This is a genomic window from Streptomyces sp. HUAS MG91 (assembly GCF_040529335.1).
In the GTDB taxonomy this organism is placed as follows: domain Bacteria; phylum Actinomycetota; class Actinomycetes; order Streptomycetales; family Streptomycetaceae; genus Streptomyces; species Streptomyces tabacisoli.
In genome coordinates, this window is record NZ_CP159534.1 from 3,484,258 (window position 1) to 3,508,899 (window position 24,642).

Consider the following 24,642-nt stretch of genomic DNA (forward strand, 5'->3'; position numbering starts at 1 on the left):
GCAGCGGTGGGTCATTGTTGCAGCACGGGACGGCGCAGGGGCCTCTCAGGCCACGACAGTCGCGCGGAAAACCGTTCCCAGCCCGGACACTTCGGTCTTTTCGTCCGCCGGGACGAAGACGGATCCGCCGGGGGTCAGATCGAGCTCACCCGCCCGGACCGTGCCCGCGGTGCAGAGCAGGATCTGCGGGGTCGGCGCGGTGAGGTCGTGGGTCGCGCCGCCTTCGGGCAGCACGAAACGGGAGAGGCGGAACTCGTCGATGGGGGTGTCGTAGAGCTCTTCCCCGTCGGGTGTCGCCTCGGGGCGCAGGACGCCCGGGTCGCTCGCCTCGAAGCGGACGATGCGCAGCAGTTCGGGGACGTCCACGTGCTTGGGGGTGAGGCCGCAGCGCAGGACGTTGTCGGAGTTGGCCATGATCTCGACGCCGAGGCCGTTCAGGTACGCGTGCGGGACGCCGGCGCCGAGGAAGAGCGCCTCGCCGGGCTGCAGGCGTACGTGGTTGAGGAGCATGGCCGCGATCACGCCCGGGTCGCCGGGGTAGTGGTGGGCGATGCCCGCGTACGGCTCGTAGGCGCCGCCGATGCGCTGGGCGGCGGCGGTCGCCTCGGTGACGGTGGCCGTCATCTCGGTGCGGTCGGCGGACAGCACGGCGGTGAGGACCTCGCGCAGCGCGGCCTCCTCGGGCTGGGCGCGCAGCATGTCGACGTACGGCTTGAGGCTGTCGACGCCGAGGCCTTCGAGGAGCCGGGCCGCCTCCTCGGGGGCGCGGAAGCCGCACAGGCCGTCGAACTCGGTGAGCGCGCAGATGAGTTCGGGCTTGTGGTTGGCGTCCTTGTAGTTGCGGTGGGGGGCGTCGATCGGGACGCCCCGCCTCTCCTCGTCCTCGTACCCCTCCTTCGCCTGTACGAGGTCGGGGTGGACCTGGAGCGAGAGGGGGGCGCCCGCCGCGAGCAGCTTGAGGAGGAAGGGCAGGCGGGGGCCGAACTTGGCGGTCGCCCGGTCGCCGAGTTCCTGGGCGGGGTGCGCGTCGATGACCTCGTTCAGCGGGCCGCGCTCGGTGCGGGAGGGGGCTCCGGGGTGGGCGCCCAGCCACATCTCGGCCTGGGGTTCGCCGGTCGGTTCGGCGCCGATGAGCCGCGGGATGGCGGTGGTGGAGCCCCAGGCGTAGGGGCGGACGGTGTTGGTGAGGCGGTCCATGACGTGTGTGTTCTCCGTACGCGGTCCTGGTCGGATGGGCCGGCGCGTGCGGCCGGGCCGGGGACAGGGTCGGCTCCGGGTCACGTACCGGAGGCGAGGCCCAGGTAAACGGCGGCGAAATCCGTGACGGCGATCAGCTCCGCGAGGGTCTCCAGGTCGCTGCCCTCCTCGGGCTCCAGCTCGCTGATGGCGGTGCCGTGCGAGAGCGCGAGTTCGCGGGCGGCGGGGGCGGCGCTGAGGCCGCCGGTGGGCCGGTCGCGGAGCAGGACGACGCGGGCGCGCAGGGCCTGGGCCTCGTCGACGCGGTCGCGGAAGAAGTCGTCGGGGTCGGCGCCCGCGGCGAGGTCGCTCGTCAGGAGCGCGCCATGGGCCGGCAGCGCCTCGGGCAGGTCGGCGGCGAGCGCCGGGCGGCCGGCCAGCTCGGCGAGCGCGGCGGCGAACCGGCGGCCCGCGGGGCCCGCGGCGGCGCCCTCGGTCCAGATCAGCGGCAGCGAGTCGGCGAGCTCGGAGGCGAGCGTCTTGGCCGGATTGCCGTACGTGGCGATGGCCGGGCCGCAGCGTTCGGCGGTGCGGTCGAGGCGGTCGGCGACCTTCTCCAGGTCCTCCGGGGGCGCGCTGAGCAGGCCGGTGCGGTCGAGCAGCGCGAGCAGGGGGGTGAGCAGGGCCCACAGGGTGCCGGGGGCGGAGGCCGCGACGGGGCTCTCCTGCTCGTCGTACGGGGCCGTGGCCATCGGTACGAACAGGCCGTGGGCGCCGGCCACGGTCTCGGTCAGCGGGGCGCCGGTGGGGCAGACCGCGACGACCGTGACGCCGCGGCGGTAGGCCTGTTCGACCAGGAGCGCGAGGCTCGGCTCGCTGCCGTCCGGGGTGGCGATCAGCAGGAGGTCGACGGAGCCGGCCCAGCCGGGCAGTTCCCAGCGCAGGGCGCCGGAGGCGGGGGCGACGCCGGTGGAGCGCAGCCGGACGACCGGGCAGGCGGAGCCCGCCAGGCGGCCGATGAACTCGGCGACGCCGAGGGCGGCGGTGCCGGGGCCCGCGATCATGACGGCGCGCGGGCGGCCGTCCGGTTTCAGCTCGGCGATGCCGGCCTCGGTGGCGTAGCGGGCCGCGGTGCGTACGCGGGCGCCCGCCTCGGCGGCGCCGCGCAGCAGGCCGCGGCGGTCGGCCCGGGCCAGCGCGTCCGGGTCGTCCAGGAGCGTTTCGTCGAACATGGCGCGGGCCTCCTGCGGGCGGCGTCTTTTGCGGGTTACGCGGGGCGGCGGGCCTCGTCGACGAGGAGGACGGGGATGCCGTCGCGGACCGGGTAGGCCAGGCCGCAGTCCTTGGAGGTGCAGATCAGCTCGGCTTCGACCTCCTTGAGGGGGGCGTGGCAGGCCGGGCAGGCGAGGATCTCCAGGAGGCCGGCTTCGAGCGGCATGAGGGGTCCCTTCGGGGTTTCGGGTGCCTTGTGTGCGGCCTGGTCAGGGTACCGCCGGGGCGTTGGGGCTGGTCGCGCAGTTCCCCGCGCCCCTGGGTCGTACTTCGTCCGCGGGCCGGTGGCCGCTTCTCGCGCGGTTCCCCGCGCCCCTGAGGCGAGCTGCGCTCGCCCAGGGGAAGGCTGCGCGCAGCGCATGCCTTCAGGGGCGGGGAACTGCGCGACCAGCCCCCACCGGGCCGCGGACGAGGTCAGGCCCGAATGATCCCGAGGACCTCGTCGCGGACCTGCTCCATCGCGGAGCGGGTCCGCGCCTCGGCGTTCAGGCGGAGCAGCGGCTCCGTGTTCGACGGGCGGACGTTGAACCACCAGTCCTTCGCCGTGACGGTGAGGCCGTCGAGCTCGTCCAGGGTGATGCCGTCCCGGTCGCCGTACGCGGCCTTGATCGCGGCGAGGCGGTCGGCCTGGTCGGCGACCGTGGAGTTGATCTCCCCGGAGCCGGCGTAGCGGTCGTAGGACGAGACGAGGGCGGAGAGGGGGCCGTCCTGACCGCCGAGCGCCGCGAGGACGTGGAGCGCGGCGAGCATGCCCGTGTCCGCGTTCCAGAAGTCCTTGAAGTAGTAGTGCGCGGAGTGCTCGCCGCCGAAGATCGCGCCGGTCGTGGCCATCTCCTGCTTGATGAACGAGTGGCCCACGCGCGTGCGCACGGGCGTGCCGCCGTGCTCCTTGACGACCTCGGGCACCGACCAGGACGTGATCAGGTTGTGGATGATCGTGCCCGAGCCGCCGTTGCGCGCGAGCTCGCGGGAGGCCACCAGGGCGGTGATCGCGGACGGGGAGACCGGGTCGCCGTGCTCGTCGACGACGAAGCAGCGGTCGGCGTCGCCGTCGAAGGCGAGGCCGATGTCGGCGCCCTCGGCCCGTACGCGGGTCTGGAGGTCCACGAGGTTGGCCGGGTCCAGCGGGTTCGCCTCGTGGTTCGGGAACGTGCCGTCCAGCTCGAAGTACATCGGCACGACCTCCAGCGGGAGGCCCGCGAGGACGGTCGGGACGGTGTGGCCGCCCATTCCGTTGCCCGCGTCGACCACGACCTTCAGCGGGCGGATGGCGGTGAGGTCGACGAGGCCGCGCAGGTGCGCCGCGTAGTCGTCGAGGGTGTCCCGCCGGCTGATGGTGCCCGTGGTGGCGGCCGGCTCGGGGGCGCCCGACGCGCTCCACTCCTCGGCGAGGCGGCGGATGTCGGCGAGGCCCGTGTCCCGGCCGACCGGGGCGGCGCCCGCCCGGCAGAGCTTGATGCCGTTGTACTCGGCAGGGTTGTGCGAAGCCGTGAACATCGCTCCCGGCAGGTTCAGCGCCCCCGACGCGTAGTACAGCTGGTCGGTGGAGCACAGGCCGATCTCGGTGACGTCCGCGCCCTGGGCGGTCGCCCCGAGCGCGAACGCGCGGGAGAGGCCCGGCGACGAGGGCCGCATGTCGTGCCCGACCACGATCGCCGTCGCGTCGGTGATCCGCACGAACGCGGCGCCGAACAGCTCGGCCAGCTTCTCGTCCCACTGGTCCGGGACCACCCCGCGCACGTCGTACGCCTTGACGATCTGCGACAGATCAGCAGCCATGGCCCGGTCCAGCCCTCCTGAAGTACTTCACGGACCCCACAAACTACCGGTCCGCACCGACAACAGAGCGTGAACCCCTCATTCCTCGCAAAGAACCCGCCGTCCGCCAACGGTGCTGGTCACGCGGGCGTCACGGCAGCATCCAGGACAGCACCGCCGTGCTCTGCGCGAACACGATGAGACACATCACGAGCAGCAGTCCCAGGCTCCACGGCAGCACCTTGCGCAGCAGGTCGCCCTCCCGGCCGGCGAGGCCGACGGCCGCGCAGGCGATGGTGAGGTTCTGCGGGGAGATCATCTTGCCGAGGACGCCGCCCGAGCTGTTCGCCGCGGCGAGGAGTTCCGGCGACAGGCCCGACTGCTGGGCCGCCGTCACCTGGAGGGCGCCGAAGAGGGCGTTGGCCGAGGTGTCGGAGCCGGAGACCGCGACGCCGAACCAGCCCAGTACGGGCGACAGGAAGGCGAGGCCCGCGCCCGCCGCGGCCACGAAGTGCCCGATGGTGGCGGCCTGCCCGGAGAGGTTCATGACGTAGGCGAGAGCGAGCACGCTCGTCACGGTGAGGATGGCGAACCGCAGTTCGTGCACGGTCCCCAGCCACTCGCGTGCCGCCACGCGCGCGTGCACGCCCAGAACCACCGCCGTGCACACACCCGCGATCAGCACGAGCGTGCCTCCGGTGGAGACCAGCGGCAGCGTGAACGCATTGCCGCTCACCGGGTCGCCGCCCGGGCCGGCGACGTTCAGGAAGGGCCAGTCGAAGACGCGGTTGGCCCCGGCGAGCCAGTCCTTGACGGCCGGGATCTGGGCCAGGGAGAAGATCACGACGATGAACGCGTACGGGGCGTAGGCGCGCAGCACCTCGCCCCGCGGGTCCTCTTCGTCGAGGTCCTCGCTGCGTACGCCGGTGAGGACCGCGGCGCGTACCGGCTCGGCGGCGGGCTTGCGCGCCCGCGGCACGGCGACCAGGGCGGCCGCGCCGATCAACGCGGCTCCGATGTCGGCGAGTTGCGCGGAGACGTAGTTGGAGGCCGCGAACTGGACGACGGCGAAGGCGGCGCCGCAGGCCAGCGCGGGCACCCAGGTCTCGCGCAGCCCGCGCCGCCCGTCGACCAGGCCGACGAGCACCAGCGGCACGACGAGGGCGAGCAGCGGGGTCTGGCGGCCCACCACGGAGGCGACGGTGTCCAGCGGCAGGCCGGTGACCTGAGCCAGCGTCACCACCGGGGTACCCATGGCACCGAAGGCGACCGGCGCGGTGTTGGCCACCAGGGAGACCACCGCGGCCTTCACCGGGTCGAAGCCGAGCGCGACGAGCATCACCGAGCAGATGGCGACGGGCGCGCCGAAGCCGGCGAGGGCCTCCAGGAGCGCGCCGAAGCAGAACGCGATGACGAGGGCCTGGATGCGCGGGTCGTCGGAGAGCCGGCCGAAGGAGCGGCGCAGGATGTCGAAGTGCCGGGTGCGGACCGTCATCCGGTACACCCACAGGGCGTTGACGACGATCCACATGATGGGGAAGAGCCCGAACAGCACGCCCTGCGCGCCGCTGGAGAGGGTCTGGCCGAGCGGCATGCCGTACGCGAGCCAGGCGACCAGGACGGCGACGCCGAGGCCGATGAGGCCCGCGCGGTGGGCCTTCATGCGCACGGCGCCGAGCAGGACGAGGACGGTGACGAGTGGCAGGGTCGCGACGAGGGCGGACAGGCCGAGGGAGCCGCTGACGGGCTCCAGTTGCTGGACGAACACGGGCGCCTCCCGGAATCCCGGATTCCCATGGACAGGGTGGCGAAAGTGTTCTGTCCTCAACAAACGTGCGTCAACGCACGGGACAGAGATGGTGGCGAAGATCCGGTGAAGGCGACCGCCGCGGGCTCGCTGTGCCCCCGTATGCGGTCAGTTGTCGGGCGAGCGCAGGACCCTGAGGTGACCGCGGCGGGCGACCTCCATGGGATCCGCGGTGCGCGGGCTGCCGCCGCCGGCCTCGGCGGCGCGCTCCTGCGGGCGGGCCGCCTCGCGCACGGCGTTGGCCAGCGCTTCGAGGTCGTCGCCGCTGGGGCGGCTGGGGCCGCTGCTGTCGGTGAGCCGGACGACCTCCCAGCCGCGCGGCGCGGTGAGGCGCTCGGAGTGCTCGGCGCACAGGTCGTAGCAGTGGGGTTCGGCGTAGGTGGCGAGCGGGCCGAGGACCGCGGTCGAGTCGGCGTAGACGTACGTCAGCGTCGCGACGGCGGGACGGCCGCAAGCGGTGCGCGAACAGCGACGTACAGGGCTCACAGCGTTGGACGGTACCGCACTCTTGAGCGGGCCGCGACGACTCTCCCCGAGGTCACCCCACCGTGTCGTGGTGTGAGACGGCGCACACCGGCTCGCGCGGGCGCCTTCGTGACCTGCGGTGTCCCGGGGTCGTACGCCCTGCGGTGCAGATGAAAGCGGTCACCACTCGGGACAAATGGCGTCAACTTTCACGAGTTCAACGGTCCGGGAGAGATACGGAATCCGGCCCAAGAATGGCTTGATCGGTCGGGAAGCGACATGCGGCGGCCCGTCCGGGACTGCCCCGCTTCGTGCGCCGCTCCGGCGTCCCCAAGGACTACGCTGCGTCGGTGATGGAAAGGCCAGACAGTCAGGTACCGCGCTCCCCCGGCGAGCCGCGTCCGCCGCGCCGCCGCGACCGGCACGGCCGTGGCATGCGCGGGCCCGTGGCGCCCCCGCAGGTGCCGTTGTCCGCCAGCCGCGCGGACACCTTCGCGGACCTCGTGCAGGACTCCGTGGAGCGCCTGGAGCGGCGCTGGCCGCAGCTGGGCGAGGTCGACTTCCTCGTCCTCGAGGTGCCGCGGCTCACGGCCGAGGACGAGGCGTGGGGCGGCGACTCGGTGCCGCTGGGCGGCACGGTCCCGGCGCGGGACGACCGGCCCGCGCGCGTGGTGATCTACCGGCGCCCCATCGAGATCCGCACCAAGGGCCGCGACGAGCGCGCGGCCCTGGTGCACGACGTGGTCGTCGAGCAGGTCGCCGAGGTCCTGGGGCTCACCCCGGAGACCGTCGATCCCCGCTACGGGGACGAGGAGGACTGACCGGCGCCTCCCCGCGCTACTTCTGGAGCACCGACAGGTCCTCGTCCGACTGGGGCACCGAGACCGTCCCGCGGTCGTCCGGCAGCGTCTGGATCGTGAACGCCGGGACGCCGCCCTGCTTCTCCTCCAGCGTCCGCGAGCCGTAGACCTTGCCGCCGGACACCGGCTCGACGGTGAGCGCGTACGCGCCCTTCAGGCCGCTCGGCACCGGCGGAGCGACCGCCAGGGTCGTACCGCCCTTGACCGTGTACTCCTTGGTGACCGGGGTGCCGCCCTCGGAGCCCGCCGACGCGGTGACCTTCACCCTGCCGGTGGCGCCGGGCGCGGTCAGGGCGAGCGTGGAGCCCTTGGAGCGGTTGTCGGCGACCGTCGCGCGGGAGCCGATGTCGGCGGTCGCCGGGATGAACGCGGTCTCCTGGTCGGCGCCCTTGCCGCGTGTGACGCGCAGCGCGGCCACGACCGGCACGGAGTCCCCGCTCGGCGTCAGGATGAGCGAGCCCGGGTCGCCGCGCGTGACGTCCTTCAGGTCGACGGAGGTCGTCATACCGGACTTCACGTGCAGCGTGTCGTGCCCGGCGGGCGTGATCTTGCCGCTGGAGGTGGCGAGCTGGAGCTTCAGGTCGGCGTCGTCCTGGCCCGGCGCGAAGGCCACCAGGCGCACGTCCGTCGCGTCCTTGGGGATGCCGGGCAGCACCAGGGAGGCCGCCGGGTCGGTGGAGGCGGGCAGCCAGTCGCCGCCCAGCTTCGCGTCGGCGGCGGAGACGGCGGCCGCGACCCGGCCGCTGCGCGCGGTGACGTGCAGCGTCAGGTTCGTGTACGCCGTGTCGGTCAGGGTCGACAGCAGCACCGGGACGCTGGAGTGCGCCGCGATCTGGATGCCCTCGCCGACCTCGGACTTGATGGCGCCGTCCGGGCCGTACATCTGGACGTCGACGACCGCGGGCTCGTCGTCCGGGTTCGTGAGGTGGATGTAGTCGCTGCGGTCCTTGGCGGTGGAGGCGCCCGGGAAGTAGAAGTCGGTGTCGGGCTGCGAGCAGTCGACGCCGAGCAGGCCGCGGCCGGTGCCCACGTCCACCGTGGTGGTCTGCTGGACGGTCCAGCCGGGCGCGAGGGCGCCGTCGGCGGTGCCGACCAGGGCCGGCGCGTCACCGCCCGAGGCATCGCCCGTGGCGGGCTTGCCGGGCTCCTGCGGAGTGACGACCGCCTTGGCCTTCTTGCTCTTGCCCTGGTCGTCGCCGCTGTCGGTCGCGCTCGTCCCGGCGGGCATCAGCCGCGCGGTGCCCTTGCCCTCGGTGCCCGCGGACTTCGGGGTGTACGAGGTGTACGCCGTCTCCGCGAGGTCGGACTGGCTGGGCTGCGGGCACAGCAGGCTGGAGCGCTCGACGGGCAGTTGGGCCGCCGCCTTAACGGAGGTGCCGTCCTCGCCGCCGGACCGGACGGAGGCGAACCCCGTGACGGCGGCCAGGACGGTCACGGCGGCGATCAGGGACAGGGTCGTGCGGTTCACTGCTGGCTCCCGTCGGGGCGCTCACCGTCGGCGCCGGTGCCGTGCTGCGGATGAGGCTGCTCGTACGTCGGGTCGTACGGCGCCTGTTGGTCGTACGCGGGCTGCTGCTCGTACCCGCCCTGCTGGTCGTACCCGGCCTGCTGGTCGTAGCCGGCCTGCTGGTCGTAGCCGCTTCCGTAGGCGTACGGGTCGTACTGGCCGGCCTGGTAGGGGTCGGCCTGCTGGTCGTATCCGTAGCCGCCCTGCTGGGGGTACTGCTGCTCCCCCGCGGTGTACGCGCCGTACTCGGCGCCCGCGTAACTGGGCTGCTCCCACTCGCCGTACGACTGCTGCTGCGGGATGTCCGCGCCCGGGGCCTCCTCCTCGGCGGGAGCCTGCGCGACCGGTGCGGCCTGCTCGGCCTCGGCCTCCGCCTGGGCGCGCAGCCTGCGGGCCCTGCGGCCCTCGCCCTCGACGGCCTGGGCGGGCACGACGGGCTCCTCGGGGAGGTCGTCGTCGATGTCCTCGCGGCGGCCCGGCAGGGCGAGGACCACGAGGACGATCGCGAGCGCGCCCTGCACCCACAGCCAGGCGGTGTGGGTGAACGGCGTGTCGTAGGTGACGTCGAGGCGGCCGCCGGACGCGGGCAGTTCGAAGCCCTGCGCCCAGCCGTCGACGGTCGTCCTCGTCAGCGGCGTGCCGTCGAGGGTGGCGGTCCAGCCCTCGGCGGCCTGGTCGGCGAGGCGCAGGACGCGGCCGTCCTTGCCCGAGCCGATGGTGGTGTGGATGTCGACGGGGCCCGCGGCGACCGGCCGGGCGGCGTCCGAGGTCGAGCCGGAGTCCGCCGTGGGCAGGACGACCGCGCGCGCCACCTGGCGGTCGACGCGCCACAGCGCGGTGCCGTCCTGCTGGCTGAGCCGGGTCAGGCCCGGGGTGGAGTCCAGGACGCGGCCCATCTCGCGCGGCGCCCCGTCGCGGATCAGGACGTAGCGCACGGCGAAGCCGCCGAGCTGGTCGGCCTGGTCGGCGCCGGAGCCCGCCACCAGGTTGGCGACGACCTTGTCGAGGCGGTCGTTCTCGCCGGCCGCGTCGGTCAGTTCGCCGTCGCCGAGGCGGGCGCCCGCGCCGCGCACCAGGGCGTACGACACGTCGCCCGTGTCGCCGTCGAGGACCAGCGTGCGGGCCTGGTCGCGGGTGCCGGCCTCCTCGGCGACGAACGCCGGGACCTGCACCGGGTCGCGCCGCTCCAGCGGGCCGTCGGCGCCGCGGATCATCCAGCCCGCGGCGAGCAGCAGCGGGCCCGCCGCGGCGGCGAACGCGATCAGCGCGGCCACCGGCTGGCGCCAGCCGAAGCTCTGCTCGGCCACGCGCGTGCGGGCGCCGTCGGCGCCGAGCGCGGCGGCGGCGAGGAGGGCGATGCCGTAGACGAGGGTGGCGGGGCCGGCCCACGTCGAGCTGTTGGAGAGCACCGCGAAGACCAGGCCCACGAGGGCGACGGTCCACGCGGCGAGGACCGCGAGGCGGCGCTCCTGGCGCAGCAGCGCGGCGAGCGCGGCCAGGACGATGCCGATGAGCAGCAGGCTGCCCATGGTGCCGGGGCCGCCCGGGGAGGCGCCGAGCAGCGCGAGCGCGCCGGCCGAGCCCTTGCCGAACGGGAGTCCGGCCTCGGTGAAGAAGCCGAACGGCAGCAGCGACAGCGACCACGGGGCGAGCACCAGGAGCGGTGTGCCGAGCGCGGCCAGGAAGCGCAGGCCGTAGGCGGTGATGTCGGCGCGGCGCACCACGAGGAGCGCGAGGCCGAGGACGAGGGCCAGCGGCCAGACAATGGGCGTGAAGGCCGTGGTGATCGTCAGCAGGAGGGCGTACGCCCAGGTGGCGCGCCAACTGCCGCGTGCGCCCCGGTCATTCATGAGCCCGGACGCCGAGGCACCCGCGCGGGCGATGAGCGGGAGCAGGATCGCGAGCACCGAGGTGCCGACCCGGCCGCCCGCGAGCGCGCCGGTGGCGGCGGGCAGGAACGCGTACGCCACGGCGGCCCACGCGCGCAGCAGCCGCGACTCGACCAGCGGCCGGGAGGCGAAGTACGCGGTGAATCCGGCGAGCGGCACCGAGCCGATGAGCAGCACGGTGATCGCGAGTCCGGTGGAGCCGAACAGGACGGTGGAGAGCGCGGCGACGACGGCCAGGTAGGGCGGCGCGGCCTGGGTGCCGCCCGTGCTGGTGGCGTGCCAGGAGTCGAGGTAGCGCCCCCACAGGTCGGAGGCGTCACCGGGGGCGGGCAGCAGCGCGCCGCCCGCGAGGGCCCCGCTGCCGAGCAGCCCGCGGCAGGCGATCAGGGAGACGAAGAGGAGGACGACGAAGAGCAGCGGTCCGGGGTTGCGGGCGATGCGCTTGAGGCGGGCGAACTGCTCGACCTCGAAGAACTCGTCGTCGCCCGGCCCCGATTCGAGCCCGCCGCCGCCGTGCCGTCCCGCGGTCGTGGTCTCGGGGTCCGCGGCGCCGAAGAGATTGCCGGCGACCTGCTCGACGGTGAGCCGCACGGTCGCGCCCGGCGGCGGGAACAGCGGCCTGAGTTCCTTGGGGTCGACGACTCCCTTGCCGCGCTGCCGGCGCCCGGCCATGATCCGGCCCGGCCGCAGCAGCGTCGTGAGAAGACCGGTGATCTCGTCGAAGGCCTGTCCGGGCACCTTGCCGACCAGGTACGCGACGGTGCGCAGCACGGTGCCGACGACGAGCCGGACGAGGATCCAGGGGAGCGTCGCCGTGCGCGCGTTCACCAGCAGGGTGTAGACGGCGCCCGCCTTGTCGACCTTGTGCGGGGAGGACGCGGTGCGGCCCACGCAGTCGACGGTGCGGCGCTCGCGCGAGGACGCCTCGGCGTGCCGCACGACGGCGTCCGGGGCGACGACGACACGGTGGCCTGCCGCCTGGGCGCGCCAGCACAGGTCGAGGTCGTCGCGCATGAGCGGCAGCCGGCGGTCGAACCCGCCGAGCTGCTCGAAGACATCACGGCGGATCAGCATGCCGGCGGTGGACACGGACAGGACGGGCCGCACGTGGTCGTGCTGTCCCTGGTCCTGCTCGCGGCGGTCGAGGCCGGTCCAGCGGCGCCCGGAGTGGGCGACGGAGACGCCGACCTCAAGGAGCTGCCTGCGGTCGTACCAGCCGCGCAGCTTGGGGCCGACGATCGCGACGTCGGAGCCTGCCTCGCGCTCCGCCTCGACGACGGCGAGGAGCTGGGCGAGCGCGTCGGGTTCGGGCGCGCAGTCGTCGTGCAGCAGCCACAGCCACTGCTCGGGCTCGCCGTGCGGCAGGTCCGGCAGGTCGTACGCGTCGTCACGCCAGGAGCGGCTGACGGGGTCCCAGCCGCTGGGGCGCTTCAGGTACGGCAGCTCCTCGGGCGTGAGGACCCCGGCGCCGCGCACCGCCTCCTCGACGGCCTGGCCGAAGCCGGTGCGGCGGGCGAGGTGCAGGACGCGCTCGTCGCCGATCGCGCGGGCGACGAGGGCCGCGGAGTCGTCGGCGCTGCCGGTGTCGGCCGCCACCGCGTTCTGCACCGGGCGCTCCTGGCCGAGCACTCCTGACAGGACGTCGGGCAGCCAGCGCGCGCCGTCGTGCGAGACGAGGACGGCGGTGACGACATGCCTGGGGAACTCGGGGGCGCTGCTCGGGTCGAGCCCTGCGGCGTGCCCCGGGTTGAACGCGGCGGCGGCAGTGCCGAATTGGTCTGCCGAGTGGCTGTGCACGGACATCGAGGTACGGGCCCCGGTTCGTTGGACTGCGGTGGACACCCGTGGCGCACGAGGGCGCTGGGGTGTCTCGGACGGGACCTCACACTAACGGCTGCCGACAACAGCGGCCCGCCGCCTGTGGATAACCCACCTGCGCCGGGCCGTACGTACCGCAAATATGGGGACTAGACAGCGGCCTTCTTCAACCGGCGGCGCTCGCGCTCGGAGAGGCCGCCCCAGATGCCGAACCGCTCGTCGTTGGCGAGTGCGTACTCGAGGCACTCGGAGCGGACCTCGCACGCCAGGCAGACCTTCTTGGCCTCCCTCGTGGAGCCGCCCTTCTCGGGGAAGAAGGACTCGGGGTCGGTCTGCGCGCAGAGCGCGCGCTCCTGCCAGCCGAGTTCCTCTTCCGCGTCCTCGACCAGCAGATCCGAAAACGACTCGGTCATAGTGCGCCCCTCGTCTGTCCGTGCGTCCCCGTGATGTTGCCGTTACCGATTTCGGCTGAACGACACGAGTGAAATTACAAGTGTGCCGATCCGGGGCAGTCAAGCCGGGATCTGCTATTGGGCCCCTTATTCACTCTGCGGAACCAAGGCTATGCGGAAAGTGCTCAAATCGGCAAAAACCGTGACACTTGCCAGCGGCTCATCCACCGATCCCGGCCACCCACAGCCCATGGAGTCGCCACACAAGAGGGGACGCCGCGGAGTTTGATCGCGTTCCGGCGGCACCCGCGAAGCGAGCCTGATCACATTCGGATCACAGGACCGCAACGACGTTTGCGCGCCGGTTCACTGCGCCACGTGTCCGCGAAGTGCCCTGCACAAACCTTTCACCAAACAGAACAACCGGAAAGGGCTAAAGATATCTCGCATTCCGGACATTGGGTTGACAGGGGAGGCATGAACCGATGTTCTGGTGGGCATGCTCGCGAACTTGGCACTCATGACGACGACCGGCACCGCCGGCTCCGTCTGTGCTGCCCGCGCGCACCACAGCTGTTGCTGTTCCAGCTGTTGAGTCGTTGAGCCCGAGGGCTCCGACCGCGCTTCTTCCTCTGCACGACCTCTGCATGACCTCTCTTCGCATGCTGCATGGCCCGTCTGCAACGACCGTCTGATCGACCTGTACGACTGAGGAATCCCACACTCGATGAACAGCGACAGCGACCTCCAGATCGCCGGCGACCTCCTCGAAGTCCCGCACCTGCTGCAGCCCGCGCGGGTGCACCCCGAGACCGTGGCCGAATTCGCCGGTCTCGCCCGCTCGCTCGCCGCCGACCGCTCCCAGTGGGAGCACCTGGTCGAGTTCGACGCGACGTCCCGCTGGTACCACCGGCTGCGCACCGGCCCCGGCTACGAGGTGTGGCTGCTGTCCTGGGTGCCCGGGCAGGGCAGCGGGCTGCACGACCACGGCCGCTCGTCCGGCGTACTGACGCTGCTCCAAGGGGAACTGACGGAGCGTTCGGAGCGGGGCGCGCGGACGCTCTCGGCGGGTGCGCAGCGGGTCTTCGCGCCGGGGTACGTCCACGAGGTCGTGAACGACTCCCTCGAACCCGCCGTCAGCCTGCACATCTACTACCCCGGGCTGACCGACATGCCGATGCACACCGCCGCGTGCTCGGTCGCCGACGGGGCCGCTGTCTGAGACCGGCTGCCGTGTTGTCGGTGCTGCCTGCGATGCTGGGCGCATGCGCATTGTGGTTCTGGCAGGCGGCATCGGTGGTGCCCGGTTCCTTCGCGGTCTCAAGCTGGCGGCTCCGGACGCGGACATCACCGTCATCGGCAACACCGGGGACGACATCCATCTGTTCGGCCTGAAGGTCTGTCCGGATCTCGACACGGTGATGTACACGCTGGGCGGGGGGATCAACGAGGAGCAGGGCTGGGGCCGCACCGACGAGACCTTCAAGGTCAAGGAGGAGCTGGCGGTGTACGGGGTCGGGCCGGAGTGGTTCGGGCTCGGCGACCGGGACTTCGCCACCCACATCGTCCGTACGCAGATGCTGGCGGCGGGCTTCCCGCTGAGCGCCGTCACCGAGGCGCTGTGCGAGCGGTGGCAGCCGGGCGTGCGGCTCCTCCCCATGTCCGACGACCGCGTGGAGACCCATGTGGCCGTGGATGTGGACGGAGAGCGCAAGGCCGTTCACTTCCAGGAGTACTGGGTGCGGCTGCGGGCCTCCGTGGACGCGCAGGCCGTGGTGCCGGTCGGCGCCGAGCAGGCCAAGCCTGCGCCGGGCGTCCTGGAAGCCATCGCCGAGGCCGACGTCATCCTCTTCCCGCCGTCGAACCCCGTGGTCAGCGTGGGCACCATCCTGGCCGTGCCCGGGATCCGGGAGGCCATCGCCGAGGCCGGCGTGCCGGTCGTCGGGCTCTCGCCGATCGTGGGCGACGCCCCGGTGCGAGGCATGGCCGACAAGGTGCTGGCCGCGGTGGGCGTGGAGTCGACCGCCGCCGCCGTCGCCGAGCACTACGGGTCGGGGCTGCTCGACGGCTGGCTCGTCGACACCGTGGACAAGGGAGTCGTGGAGCGCATCGAGGCGGCCGGGATCCGCTGCCGGGCCGTGCCACTGATGATGACCGACCCGGAGGTGGGCACCGCCGCCGCCGAGATGGCGCGCGTCGCCCTCGCCCTCGCCGAGGAGGTGCGGGGCGCGTGAGCGAACTGCGCGTATGGGCCGTGCCCGGGATCCCCGAGGTGCGCGAGGGCGACGACCTGGCGAAGCTGATCGCCGCCGCCGAGCCCGGACTCGTGGACGGCGACATCGTGCTCGTCACCTCGAAGATCGTCTCCAAGGCGGAGGGGCGGCTGGTCCGCGCCGACGACCGGGAGGCCGCCATCGACGCCGAGACCGTACGGGTCGTCGCGCGGCGCGGCACGCTGCGGATCGTGGAGAACCGGCAGGGCCTGGTGATGGCCGCCGCCGGGGTCGACGCCTCCAACACCCCGGCCGGGACCGTCCTGCTGCTGCCCGAGGACCCGGACGCCTCGGCCGAGGCCGTGCGGGCCGGGCTGCGGGACGCGCTCGGGGTCGAGGTCGGCGTCGTCGTCACCGACACCTTCGGCCGGCCCTGGCGCAACGGGCTGACCGACATCGCCATCGGCGCCGCGGGCGTCCGGGTCCTGGAGGATCTGCGGGGCGGCACGGACGCGTACGGCAATCCGCTGAGCGCGACCGTGGTGGCCACCGCCGACGAGCTGGCCGGGGCCGGGGATCTGGTCAAGGGCAAGGCCGGCGGGCTGCCGGTCGCCGTGGTGCGCGGGCTCGGCGGGGCCGTGGTGGCCGCGCAGGGCGGGTCCGCGCGGGAGTTGGTGCGCAGCGCCCGGGACGACATGTTCCGGCTCGGGACCTCGGAGGCCGTGCGGGAGGCCGTGACGCAGCGGCGTACCGTGCGGGCGTTCACCGACGAGGCGGTGGATCCGGGGGCCGTGCGGCGGGCCGTCGCGGCCGCCGTGACCGCGCCCGCGCCGCATCACACGACGCCGTGGCGGTTCGTGCTGCTGGAGTCGGAGGAGTCGCGGACCCGGCTGCTCGACGCGATGCGGGACGCGTGGGTCGCCGATCTGCGGCGGGACGGCAAGAGCGAGGAGTCGATCGCGAAGCGGGTGCGGCGCGGGGACGTGCTGCGCGACGCGCCGTATCTCGTGGTGCCGTGTCTCGTGATGGACGGGGCGCACACGTACGGGGACGAGCGGCGGGACGCCGCCGAGCGGGAGATGTTCGTCGTGGCCGCCGGGGCCGGGGTGCAGAACTTCCTGGTGGCGCTGGCCGGTGAGCGGCTCGGCTCCGCCTGGGTGTCCTCGACCATGTTCTGCCGGGATGTCGTGCGCGAGGTGCTCGATCTGCCCGCGTCGTGGGATCCGATGGGGGCCGTCGCCGTCGGGCATCCGGCCGCGGCGCCGGCCGAGCGGGCGGCCCGGGTCGTCTCGGAGTTCGTCGAGGTCCGGTAGGGGCGTTGCCGGGTGCGGCTCGCGTCGTGGCCGGTCGCGCGCCCCTGAAGCGTGCGATGCTTCACCAGTTCGCGATGTTCACCTTGCGCATCTTCGGGTGTCTGCGGGGTGGGGAGACGCCTGAGAGCAGGATCAGGCGGGCCGCGCGGTGGCGCTGGCCCTCGTACGGGACGAGGAGTTCCAGCATGTCGTCGTCCGTGGCGTCGCGGTTGCCCGCGAGGGCGTAGCCGACGATGCCGGGCAGGTGCAGGTCGCCCGTCGTCACCTCGTCCGGGGCGCCGTTCGTGCGCTGGATCGTCTCGGCGGAGGTCCAGGGACCGATGCCGGGGACGAGTTCCAGGCGGGCCCGCGCCGCGGCCGGCTCCATCGCCGCCGCCTCCTCCAGGCGGCGGGCCACCTGGGCCGCGCGGATGATCGTCGAGGCCCGCTTGTTGTCGACGCCCGCCTTGTGCCACTCCCAGGACGGGATGCGGGTCCAGGTGTACGGGTCCGGGGGGATCCGCATGCGCAGCTCCTGGCCGCCCGCCGGGCCCGGGGCCGGTTCGCCGAACTTGTGGAGCAGGAGACGGTACGCGCGGTAGGCCTCGTCCGTCGTGACCTTCTGTTCCAGGATCGACGGGATCAGGGACTCCAGGACCAGGCCCGTGCTCGTCAGGCGCAGGCCGGGGCGGCGGCGGGCAGATTCGGCGAGCAGGCGGTGGCGGGGGGCGAAGGTGGCCGGGTCGTCGCCTTCGCCGAGCAGGGTCGGGAGGCGGTCGAGGAACCAGGGGGCGCCCGGGCCCCAGGCGTCGGCCCGTACCGTGCCGGTCGCGGTGGTCGCGGTCAGCCGGAGGGTGGCGGGGCCTTCGGGCGTGCGGCTCGTTCGCCACAGGGTGCCGTCGGAGGTGGCGCGGAAGGTGGGGTCCGCGGGGCCTCGGCGCAGGGGGCCCAGGGTGAGGCCCAGGTGGAGGGGGGACGGAGGCGTATAGGTGCGGGTCGACTCCGTCGCGGGGAGTGGGGGTGTGGCGGGGCCGGGGATCGCCGGGGCGCCGCCGCGCACTGTGGTGCGGGTGGGTGCCTGGGTGCGGGGGGTGTATCGGCGGCCTGCCACTGGGGTCCTCTGTCGGGGGTGTGCCTTTAGAGGGTAGGGGGTCGGGGCATCTCGGCGGGCGTCGTCGGGTGCCGGGCCGGTGGCCGCTTCTCGCGCAGTTCCCCGCGCCCCTGAGAGGCCTGCGGCCTTCAGGGGCGCGGGTCGACGACTGGCGCCGGGGCTACTGGTCCGAGGAGAAGCGGACGGAGGCGGGCGGGAGGGTGGCGTCGCACCAGATGCGGACTCCGGCCTGGAGTTCGTTGTCCGCGCCCACGTGGGCGCCGTCGCCGATCACCGCGCCGGTGACGACCGTGCGGGCGCCGATGGTGGCTCCCCTGCCGATGAGCGAGTCCGTGATCACCGCGCCGGGCTCGACGACCGCGCCGTCCAGGAGGGTGGAGCCGGAGACCCGGGCGCCCTCCCCCACGCGCGCGCGGGCGCCGACGACCGTGCCCTCGGTGAGCTTCGCGTCGGGGGCCACCACGGCCGAGTCCAGCACCAGGCGCTCACCGCAGCGGCCGGGGACCGCCGGGGACGGGGCGCGGCCGAGAACCAGGTCGGCGGAGCCCCGCACGAACGCCTGCGGGGTGCCGAGGTCCAGCCAGTACGTGGAGTCGACCATGCCCTGGAGGTGGGCGCCGGAGGAGAGCAGGTCCGGGAACGTCTCGCGCTCCACCGAGACCGGGCGGCCGGTCGGGATGGTGTCGATCACGGAGCGGCGGAAGACGTACGCGCCCGCGTTGATCTGGTCCGTCACGATCTCCTCGGGCGTCTGCGGCTTCTCCAGGAAGGCCGTCACCCGGCCCGTCGCATCCGTGGGGACCAGGCCGTACGCGCGCGGGTCCTCGACGCGGGACAGGTGCAGGGACACGTCCGCGCCGGTGGACTCGTGCTCGTGGACCAGGGCCGGGATGTCCAGGCCGGTCAGGATGTCGCCGTTGAAGATCAGGACCGGGTCGTCCGGCCCCGAACGGAGGTGCGAGGCGACGTTGCGGATCGCCCCGCCGGTGCCGAGGGGCTCGACCTCGGTGACGTACTCCAGGTGGAGGCCGAGGCGGGAGCCGTCGCCGAAGTACGGCTCGAAGACCTCGGCCAGATAGGAGGTGGCCAGGACGATGTGGTCGACGCCCGCCGCTTTCGCGCGCGCCAGCTGGTGCGTGAGGAACGGGACGCCCGCCGCCGGGACCATCGGCTTCGGCGTGTTCACGGTGAGGGGGCGCAGTCTGGTGCCCTTGCCGCCGACCAGGAGGATCGCTTCTGTCACCTGTCGTCTCTGCTTCCTGCTGGGGCCGGCCGAACTGTCTTTCGGCCGGCCAGTGTATGCAGACCGTTCGAGCAGCCCGGGAGCCGGCGTCAGCGACCCTGGAGACGGGCCGAGCTGCTACGGGCCGTGCCGAGCTTCTTGTAGAGACGGCGTCCCGGGCATTCGGTTGCGAACCCGTCCCGGTGACCGGAGATCACCTTCAGCCGTACATTCTTTCCCTTCTTGTACAGATTGCCACCGCCCGACTTCAGATACGTCGAGCCACGAGGGTTCGCCCCGTACAGGCCGAGTTTCCAGGCCGTGAGGCGTGCGATGGCGTTCACCGCGGCCGCCGGCGGGTTGGAGCTGCCGAAGGTGCCGAGAACGGCGATGCCCGTGCTGTTGGTGTTGAAGCCGAGGGTGTGGGCGCCCATGACCGGTTTCGTGACGCCACCGGCCCGGCCCTCGTAGATGTTTCCGCACTTGTCTACGAGGAAGTTGTAGCCGATGTCCCGCCAGCCGCTGCTCTTGACGTGGTAGCGGTAGATACTGCGAATGACGGAAGGGGCCTGTGAGCAGCGGTAGTTGTTGCCCGAGGCGCTGTGGTGGACGAAAGCGGCCTTCACCGTCTTCGTGTAGCCGAACTGCCGCTCGCGCAGCTTCTCGTCGGCGCCCCAGCCCTTGCGCGTGATGATCCGCGGGCGCGGGCCGACGTAGGGGCGGGCCTTGGTCGCGTCGGCTTCGCCGCCGCGGGCCGCGATCACCTCGTCCTCCGTCTCCTGCTTCGTCAGGGCGGGGATGACGCTCGCGCCGAGCGGGGCGAGGTCGGCGTTGACGGCGGAGGCTGCGGCGGTCTCGGCGCTGAGGGTCGCACGGGGGCTGTCGGCCTCGGCGCCGGCGGCCGGCTCCTCGCCGGGGTCGACGAGTTCCAGGCGCAGGCCCTTGGGGAGCGGTTCGGCACTCGGGTCCGCCGCGCGCGCTCCCGCCGGGGGTTCATCGGCCTTGACCCGTACCTCCACGCCGTCGGAGTCGCCGACCCAGAGCGGGGCCGTCGCGCCGCGGACCGTGCGGGAGGTGTGCTCCGCCGTGTCGGGGTCGGGGGCGTCGTCGCTGTGGGTCTCCACGTCCTGCCAGGTGGACCAGGTGGAGGTGCCCGTGGCGCGGGTGCGGACCTGGACCTGGCCGTGGAGCTGGGCGTTGGGGTTGTCCCAGACCACGCCGACGAGGGAGAAGGGGTGGACGTCGCGGCGGGGCAGGCCCTGTTCCCGCTGCTGCCGCTGCGGGGCGGCGGAACGGGTGCTGGTGCCGGGGGCCGCCAGGGGGGTGAGGGGGAGGGACTGGGTGGCGCCCGGGACGGATTCCTGCGCCGCGGGCTTCGCCGCGTGCGCGGCTGTGGGCAGGGTGAGGGGGAGGGTGAGGGCGGCCGCGCAGGTGACGCCGATCGAGGAAGCAAGAAAACCACGCATGCTCACGATCGTGGACATAAGTGGGTTGTTCCGGCTATTGGGGCGGGTCATATGGGTGCCGGGGGTGGTCGGCGGGAAGTCGGGCGCCGGGGCCGGAGGGTGACGGGGTGTTGGGGTCGGGGCGCCGCGATGGGGCTCGGGCCTGACGGGTGCTCACCCCGCACCGGGGGGCCGCCTTGCCCACCCTGCCGCCCCGGGGGTCCCCCCGGACGGAGTCTGGGGGACGGCAGATTGCCCAAGGCGAGGGGCGGGGATGGCGGCGGCAGATTGCCCGAGGCGGGGGCGGGGTGGGGCGAGGCCTAGGGTAGGGGTGTGAACGATGTTGTGTTGACGCCTGGGCGGATGCTCGATGAGGCGCTGCGGGGCGATCCCGGGCGGCCCCTCGTCACCTTCTACGACGACGCCACCGGGGAGCGGGTGGAGCTGTCCGTGGCCACGCTGGCCAACTGGGTGGCCAAGACCGCCAATCTGCTCCAGGGCGACCTGGGCGCCGAGCCCGGCGACCGCGTCGCCGTGCTGCTGCCCGCGCACTGGCAGACCGCCGTGTGGCTGCTCGCCTGTTCGGCCGTCGGCGTCGTCGCGGACATCGGCGGGGACCCGGCCCGCGCCGACCTCGTCGTCACCGGCCCCGACACCCTGGACGCGGCGCGCGCCTGCTCCGGCGAGCGGGTCGCGCTCGCGCTGCGGCCGCTGGGCGGGCGGTTCCCGCAGCCCCCCGAGGGGTTCCTCGACTACGCGGTGGAGGTGCCGGGACAGGGCGACCGCTTCGCCCCCTTCGTCCCGGTCGACCCGGACGAGGTCGCGCTCGCCGTCGGCGGGGAGGAACTCACCGGCGCCGAGGTCGTGACGAAGGCCCGTGCCGAGGCCGCCGCTCCCGGCGCGCGCCTGCTGTCGGGGCTCGGGTACGACACCTGGCAGGGGCTGGCCGCCGGGCTGTACGCGCCGCTGGCGACCGGCGGTTCGGTGGTGCTCTGCCGCCACTTGGACCGGCTCGACGACGAGGGTCTGGCCCAGCGCGTGGAGAGTGAACGGGTCACGGCGACCGTCAGGTAGCCCGTTCGGCTCAGCTCCCCCGGCCCCGCATCGCCGACGGGTCCATGGTCGTAGAGACGCGTTCCATGTCTTCTACGTCGCCGAGGGGGATCCGCACGTGACCGACTCTGCCGCCACGCCGCCGACCGGACCCGGTTCCGGTGCGTCGCCCACCGGCGCCTGGCGGAGGCGGCGGCGCAGGAGATGGCTGCGGAACACGGCGATCGGCGTGGCGCTGCTGGTGCTCGCGGCGGGCGGCGCGGGCTGGATCGCGTACCGCAAGCTGGACGGGAACATCACCGCGGACGAGGGCACCGCCGCCGAGCTGGCCCGCTACGACAGGGAGCGGCCCACCGTCCTGGTCCACGGCGCGCAGAACCTGCTGCTCATCGGGTCCGACTCGCGGGCCGGCGACAACGGCAAGTACGGGCACAACGACGGCACCCAGCGCTCGGACACGACGATCCTGCTGCACATCGCCGCCGACCGGAAGAGCGCCACGGCCGTCTCCTTCCCGCGCGACCTGATGGTCGACGTACCGGAGTGCCACAAGCCGGACGGCTCACAGATCGAACCGATGTTCGCGATGTTCAACTACGCCTTCGAGGTGGGCGGTTCGGCCTGCACGATCCGCACCGTCGAGAAGATGACGGGAGTCCGGATCGACCACCACATGGTCGTGGACTTCCAGGGGTTCAAGAACATGGTCGACGCCGTGGACGGCGTCGAGGTCTGCCTGGACGAGCCGATCGACGACGCCTCCGCCCACCTCAAGCTGGCGGCGGGGCGCCAGAAGCTCGACGGGGAGCGGGCCCTGGGCTACGTACGCGCCCGCAAGAGCCTCGGCAACGGCAGCGACACCGACCGGATGGACCGCCAGCAGCGCTTCCTCGGCGCGCTCGCCACGAAGATGCAGAGCAGCGGGGTGCTGCTGAACCCGACGAAGCTGTACCCGGTCCTCGACGCCGCGACCTCCGCGCTCACCACCGACCCGGGGCTGGCCAGTCTGCGCGGGCTCTACGACCTCGTGCGCGGGATGCGCGACATCCCGGCCGACCGGATCCAGTTCCTGACCGTGCCCCGCGAGTCGTACGTCTACAACGCCAACCGCGACCAGTTGATCCAGCCCGCCGCCGATCGGCTGTTCACCCGGATCCGTACCGACGCCCCGGTCGTTGTCTCCGAGGAGACGCCCGCCGACGTGCGGGCCGAGAGCAGCCAGGGGTACGACAGTTCGGACGAGTCCGGAATGTCCGACGAGGAGGTGTCCTACGAGGACGAGGACGGGGGCTACGACGACTACTACGACGACGGCAAGCCCGGCGCCCACGGCCCCGGCGACAAGGGACCGTCCCCCTCTCCCGCCCCTACTTTCCGGGGCAACACAGCGGACCAGGACGCCTGCGGGTAAAGGTCAAGTCATCAGCAGGCACACAGCTTTCAAGAAATGGTCCGGATTGCCCAGTTGTAGGGGAGTGGAATTTGTCACCGCCGTCGCTTGACGCTGAACTGGGCGGATAGTGTGAGCGATCCGGTGCACCCGGCCATGCCTCGATACTTCGTCGGCGGGGTCGTGCACTGCTTACCGACTTTGACCGGGCGCCCGCTTTGAGGGGGGTGGGGCGCCGCGTGGCCCCGACGGAGGATGCAGAAAACCGTGGACGCGCAAGGCCGTGGGCGGGCTGACAACAATGTCGATCCCGCAGACCAGTGGGTGCTCAATCCCCAGACTGGCGATTACGAACTGCGACTGACTCCTTCCGGAGGGCAGTCGGCGGTGCCGGGTCCCCGCCGCGGCGCGCCAAGGCGCGGGCAGCAGCAGGAGGTTCCCGCGCAACGCAGGCGGCGCGAGCCGCAGCAACCGGCGCAGACGGGCCGCCGCCGCTCGAAGCCGAAGAAGAAGGCGAAGGGCAAGAAGATCCTGCTCTGGTCGGCGGGCAGCCTGGCCTTCGTCGTGCTCGCCACGGCGGCCGGCGGCTACTTCTACTACGAGCACCTCAACGGCAACCTGACGGTCACCGACACCCCCGAGGCGAAGAACAGCTTCAGCAAGGACGAGGCGTTCAACATCCTCATCATCGGTACGGACAAGCGGACCGGTAAGGGCAACGAGGGCTACGGGGACAAGGGCAGTGTCGGCCACGCCGACACCAACATCCTGCTGCACGTCTCCAAGGACCGGACGAACGCGACGGCGCTGAGCATCCCGCGCGACCTGATCGTGGACGTCCCGGACTGCACGGACAAAGACGGCAAGGTGATCGCGGGCACCAGCCAGGTCCGCTTCAACACGAGCCTCGGGCAGGACAACCGCACCCCGGGCTGCACCATGAAGACGGTGAAGGCGGTCACGGGCATCACCCCCGACCACTTCATGATGGTCGACTTCAACGCGGTGAAGACCCTGTCCAGCGCGGTCGGCGGCGTCGACGTCTGTGTCGCCAAGGACGTGGACGACAAGGAGTCGCACCTCAAGCTCCCCAAGGGCACGTCCTCCGTCGAGGGCGAGCAGGCCCTCGCCTTCCTGCGCACCCGGCACAGCTTCGGCAACCAGGGCGACCTGGACCGGATCAAGGTGCAGCAGCAGTTCCTCGGCTCCCTCGCCCGCAAGATGAGCTCCAGCGACACGCTCACCAGCCCGTCGAAGCTGACGAGCCTCGCCGAGGCCGCGACCAACGCGCTCTCGGTCGACCAGGGCATAGGAACCCTGAACAAGCTCAAGGACGTGGCCCTCGAGCTGAAGAAGGTCCCGCCGAAGAACATCTCGTTCGTCACCACGCCGGTCCTCGACAACCCGGCGGAGAAGGTCAAGGCGACGGTCGTCGTCAACGAGGCGAAGGCGCCCGAGGTCTTCAACGCCATCAAGAACGACGTGTCGCTGACGGAGACCAAGAAAAAGAAGAAGTCCGCCGAGTCGGCGCGGCTGAAGGGCACGAAGTCGGAGGCGTCCGAGGTCCGCGTCGACCTGTACAACGGCAGCCTGAAGACCGGCGCGGCGCAGGAGACCCTGACCTGGCTGCAGAACAACGAGGGCGTCACCAAGTCCAGCCAGCTGGGCAACAAGCCGACGCAGAAGAAGACCACGCTGGAGTACTCGCCCGACCAGGCCGACCAGGCCCGGCGGCTCGCCGACATCATGGGGCTGCCCGCTTCCGCGATGAAGCCGGGCAAGAGCGAGAAGAACGACCAGGGTCTGCCGGCGATCATCCTCGTCCTCGGCCAGGACTTCCAGGGCGCGGGCACACCCATCGACGGCGCCTCGGCCAAGGCGCCGAAGGTCGATGGGCAACAGACAGCGGACAAGACTGTGTGCGCCCAATGACCAACCTCGGCCGCCCTTCGACTGTCTCACCAGAAGACAG

The 24,642-nt window shown here is 72.6% G+C and carries 19 protein-coding genes; 7 read left to right on the forward strand and 12 right to left on the reverse strand.

What is annotated here, in order from left to right; translation table 11 throughout:
* Positions 1 to 45: 45 nt before the first annotated feature.
* The 6 genes from manA to ABII15_RS15760 all read right to left on the reverse strand — a co-directional run bounded on the left by manA (position 46) and on the right by ABII15_RS15760 (position 6,499).
* On the reverse strand, positions 46 to 1,197 hold the full coding sequence (gene manA, locus ABII15_RS15735) for a mannose-6-phosphate isomerase, class I (protein ID WP_353942947.1): 1,152 nt from the start codon (positions 1,195 to 1,197) through the stop codon (positions 46 to 48).
* An 80-nt stretch (positions 1,198 to 1,277) separates the two neighbouring features.
* Positions 1,278 to 2,408 carry an SIS domain-containing protein gene (locus ABII15_RS15740; protein ID WP_353942948.1) on the reverse strand — a complete coding sequence of 377 codons (1,131 nt, stop codon included), beginning with the start codon at positions 2,406 to 2,408 and terminating at the stop codon, positions 1,278 to 1,280.
* A gap of 35 nt (positions 2,409 to 2,443) precedes the next feature.
* Positions 2,444 to 2,614, reverse strand: a complete 171-nt coding sequence (locus ABII15_RS15745) for a Trm112 family protein (RefSeq protein WP_353942949.1) — start codon at positions 2,612 to 2,614, stop codon at positions 2,444 to 2,446.
* 248 nt (positions 2,615 to 2,862) lie between these two features.
* On the reverse strand, positions 2,863 to 4,227 hold the full coding sequence (locus ABII15_RS15750) for a phosphomannomutase/phosphoglucomutase (protein WP_353942950.1): 1,365 nt from the start codon (positions 4,225 to 4,227) through the stop codon (positions 2,863 to 2,865).
* A gap of 130 nt (positions 4,228 to 4,357) precedes the next feature.
* Positions 4,358 to 5,974, reverse strand: coding sequence for an L-lactate permease (locus ABII15_RS15755; RefSeq protein ID WP_353942951.1), 1,617 nt, complete (start codon positions 5,972 to 5,974; stop codon positions 4,358 to 4,360).
* A 147-nt stretch (positions 5,975 to 6,121) separates the two neighbouring features.
* Positions 6,122 to 6,499, reverse strand: a complete 378-nt coding sequence (locus ABII15_RS15760; protein WP_353942952.1) for a DUF3499 domain-containing protein — start codon at positions 6,497 to 6,499, stop codon at positions 6,122 to 6,124.
* 332 nt (positions 6,500 to 6,831) lie between these two features.
* Here ABII15_RS15760 and ABII15_RS15765 point away from each other — a divergent pair, with 332 nt between their 5' ends.
* A complete protein-coding gene (locus ABII15_RS15765) occupies positions 6,832 to 7,299 on the forward strand; it encodes a metallopeptidase family protein (protein WP_353947077.1) in 468 nt (155 codons plus the stop codon).
* A gap of 16 nt (positions 7,300 to 7,315) precedes the next feature.
* Here the strand turns inward: ABII15_RS15765 and ABII15_RS15770 are convergent, their stop codons facing one another.
* From ABII15_RS15770 to ABII15_RS15780, 3 genes are all read right to left on the reverse strand, one after another.
* Complete coding sequence (locus tag ABII15_RS15770) at positions 7,316 to 8,806, reverse strand: DUF5719 family protein (protein WP_353942953.1); 1,491 nt, start codon at positions 8,804 to 8,806, stop codon at positions 7,316 to 7,318.
* Positions 8,803 to 12,537, reverse strand: coding sequence for a glycosyltransferase (locus ABII15_RS15775; RefSeq protein ID WP_353942954.1), 3,735 nt, complete (start codon positions 12,535 to 12,537; stop codon positions 8,803 to 8,805). Before ABII15_RS15775 ends, ABII15_RS15770 begins: the two co-directional genes overlap by 4 nt.
* A 164-nt stretch (positions 12,538 to 12,701) precedes the next feature.
* Positions 12,702 to 12,965, reverse strand: a complete 264-nt coding sequence (locus tag ABII15_RS15780) for a WhiB family transcriptional regulator (protein ID WP_351444013.1) — start codon at positions 12,963 to 12,965, stop codon at positions 12,702 to 12,704.
* A 706-nt stretch (positions 12,966 to 13,671) separates the two neighbouring features.
* Between ABII15_RS15780 and ABII15_RS15785 the strand changes: the two genes are divergently transcribed.
* The 3 genes from ABII15_RS15785 to ABII15_RS15795 are packed head-to-tail and all read left to right on the forward strand — an operon-like array spanning position 13,672 to position 16,470.
* Positions 13,672 to 14,166, forward strand: coding sequence for a cysteine dioxygenase family protein (locus ABII15_RS15785; RefSeq protein ID WP_353942955.1), 495 nt, complete (start codon positions 13,672 to 13,674; stop codon positions 14,164 to 14,166).
* Positions 14,167 to 14,209: 43 nt separating this feature from the next.
* The gene (gene cofD, locus ABII15_RS15790; protein WP_353942956.1) at positions 14,210 to 15,178 is read left to right on the forward strand and encodes a 2-phospho-L-lactate transferase; all 969 of its coding nucleotides are present in this window, start codon (positions 14,210 to 14,212) and stop codon (positions 15,176 to 15,178) included.
* The gene (locus ABII15_RS15795; RefSeq protein WP_353942957.1) at positions 15,175 to 16,470 is read left to right on the forward strand and encodes a coenzyme F420-0:L-glutamate ligase; all 1,296 of its coding nucleotides are present in this window, start codon (positions 15,175 to 15,177) and stop codon (positions 16,468 to 16,470) included. The genes cofD and ABII15_RS15795 overlap by 4 nt, the downstream gene beginning before the upstream one ends.
* Before the next feature lie 61 nt (positions 16,471 to 16,531).
* Here ABII15_RS15795 and ABII15_RS15800 read toward each other — a convergent pair whose 3' ends face one another.
* The 3 genes from ABII15_RS15800 to ABII15_RS15810 form a co-directional block, all read right to left on the reverse strand.
* Positions 16,532 to 17,560 (reverse strand): DNA-3-methyladenine glycosylase 2 family protein, encoded by a 1,029-nt coding sequence (locus ABII15_RS15800; RefSeq protein WP_353942958.1) that lies wholly within the window; start codon positions 17,558 to 17,560, stop codon positions 16,532 to 16,534.
* Between the two features lie 160 nt (positions 17,561 to 17,720).
* Positions 17,721 to 18,803: an NDP-sugar synthase gene (locus ABII15_RS15805; RefSeq protein ID WP_353942959.1), complete on the reverse strand. Its 1,083-nt coding sequence runs from the start codon at positions 18,801 to 18,803 to the stop codon at positions 17,721 to 17,723.
* Between the two features lie 89 nt (positions 18,804 to 18,892).
* Positions 18,893 to 20,248: an N-acetylmuramoyl-L-alanine amidase gene (locus tag ABII15_RS15810; RefSeq protein ID WP_353942960.1), complete on the reverse strand. Its 1,356-nt coding sequence runs from the start codon at positions 20,246 to 20,248 to the stop codon at positions 18,893 to 18,895.
* 342 nt (positions 20,249 to 20,590) lie between these two features.
* On the opposite strand from ABII15_RS15810, the gene ABII15_RS15815 reads away from it, so the two are divergent.
* The 3 genes from ABII15_RS15815 (at position 20,591) to ABII15_RS15825 (ending at position 24,602) form a co-directional block, all read left to right on the forward strand.
* Positions 20,591 to 21,301, forward strand: a complete 711-nt coding sequence (locus ABII15_RS15815; RefSeq protein ID WP_353947078.1) for a TIGR03089 family protein — start codon at positions 20,591 to 20,593, stop codon at positions 21,299 to 21,301.
* A 97-nt stretch (positions 21,302 to 21,398) separates the two neighbouring features.
* Complete coding sequence (locus tag ABII15_RS15820; protein ID WP_353942961.1) at positions 21,399 to 22,691, forward strand: LCP family protein; 1,293 nt, start codon at positions 21,399 to 21,401, stop codon at positions 22,689 to 22,691.
* 246 nt (positions 22,692 to 22,937) lie between these two features.
* Positions 22,938 to 24,602, forward strand: a complete 1,665-nt coding sequence (locus tag ABII15_RS15825) for an LCP family protein (RefSeq protein WP_353942962.1) — start codon at positions 22,938 to 22,940, stop codon at positions 24,600 to 24,602.
* The last annotated feature ends 40 nt before the right edge of the window (positions 24,603 to 24,642 follow it).

Coding starts and splice junctions, on each gene's coding strand:
- ABII15_RS15775 (WP_353942954.1), bottom strand. CDS start 12,537: ATGTCCGTGCACAGCCACTCGGCAGACCAATTCGGCACTGCCGCCGCC.
- ABII15_RS15750 (WP_353942950.1), bottom strand. CDS start 4,227: ATGGCTGCTGATCTGTCGCAGATCGTCAAGGCGTACGACGTGCGCGGG.
- cofD (WP_353942956.1), top strand. CDS start 14,210: ATGCGCATTGTGGTTCTGGCAGGCGGCATCGGTGGTGCCCGGTTCCTT.
- ABII15_RS15765 (WP_353947077.1), top strand. CDS start 6,832: ATGGAAAGGCCAGACAGTCAGGTACCGCGCTCCCCCGGCGAGCCGCGT.
- ABII15_RS15780 (WP_351444013.1), bottom strand. CDS start 12,965: ATGACCGAGTCGTTTTCGGATCTGCTGGTCGAGGACGCGGAAGAGGAA.
- ABII15_RS15815 (WP_353947078.1), top strand. CDS start 20,591: ATGCTCGATGAGGCGCTGCGGGGCGATCCCGGGCGGCCCCTCGTCACC.
- ABII15_RS15740 (WP_353942948.1), bottom strand. CDS start 2,408: ATGTTCGACGAAACGCTCCTGGACGACCCGGACGCGCTGGCCCGGGCC.
- ABII15_RS15810 (WP_353942960.1), bottom strand. CDS start 20,248: ATGCGTGGTTTTCTTGCTTCCTCGATCGGCGTCACCTGCGCGGCCGCC.
- ABII15_RS15785 (WP_353942955.1), top strand. CDS start 13,672: ATGAACAGCGACAGCGACCTCCAGATCGCCGGCGACCTCCTCGAAGTC.
- ABII15_RS15745 (WP_353942949.1), bottom strand. CDS start 2,614: ATGCCGCTCGAAGCCGGCCTCCTGGAGATCCTCGCCTGCCCGGCCTGC.
- manA (WP_353942947.1), bottom strand. CDS start 1,197: ATGGACCGCCTCACCAACACCGTCCGCCCCTACGCCTGGGGCTCCACC.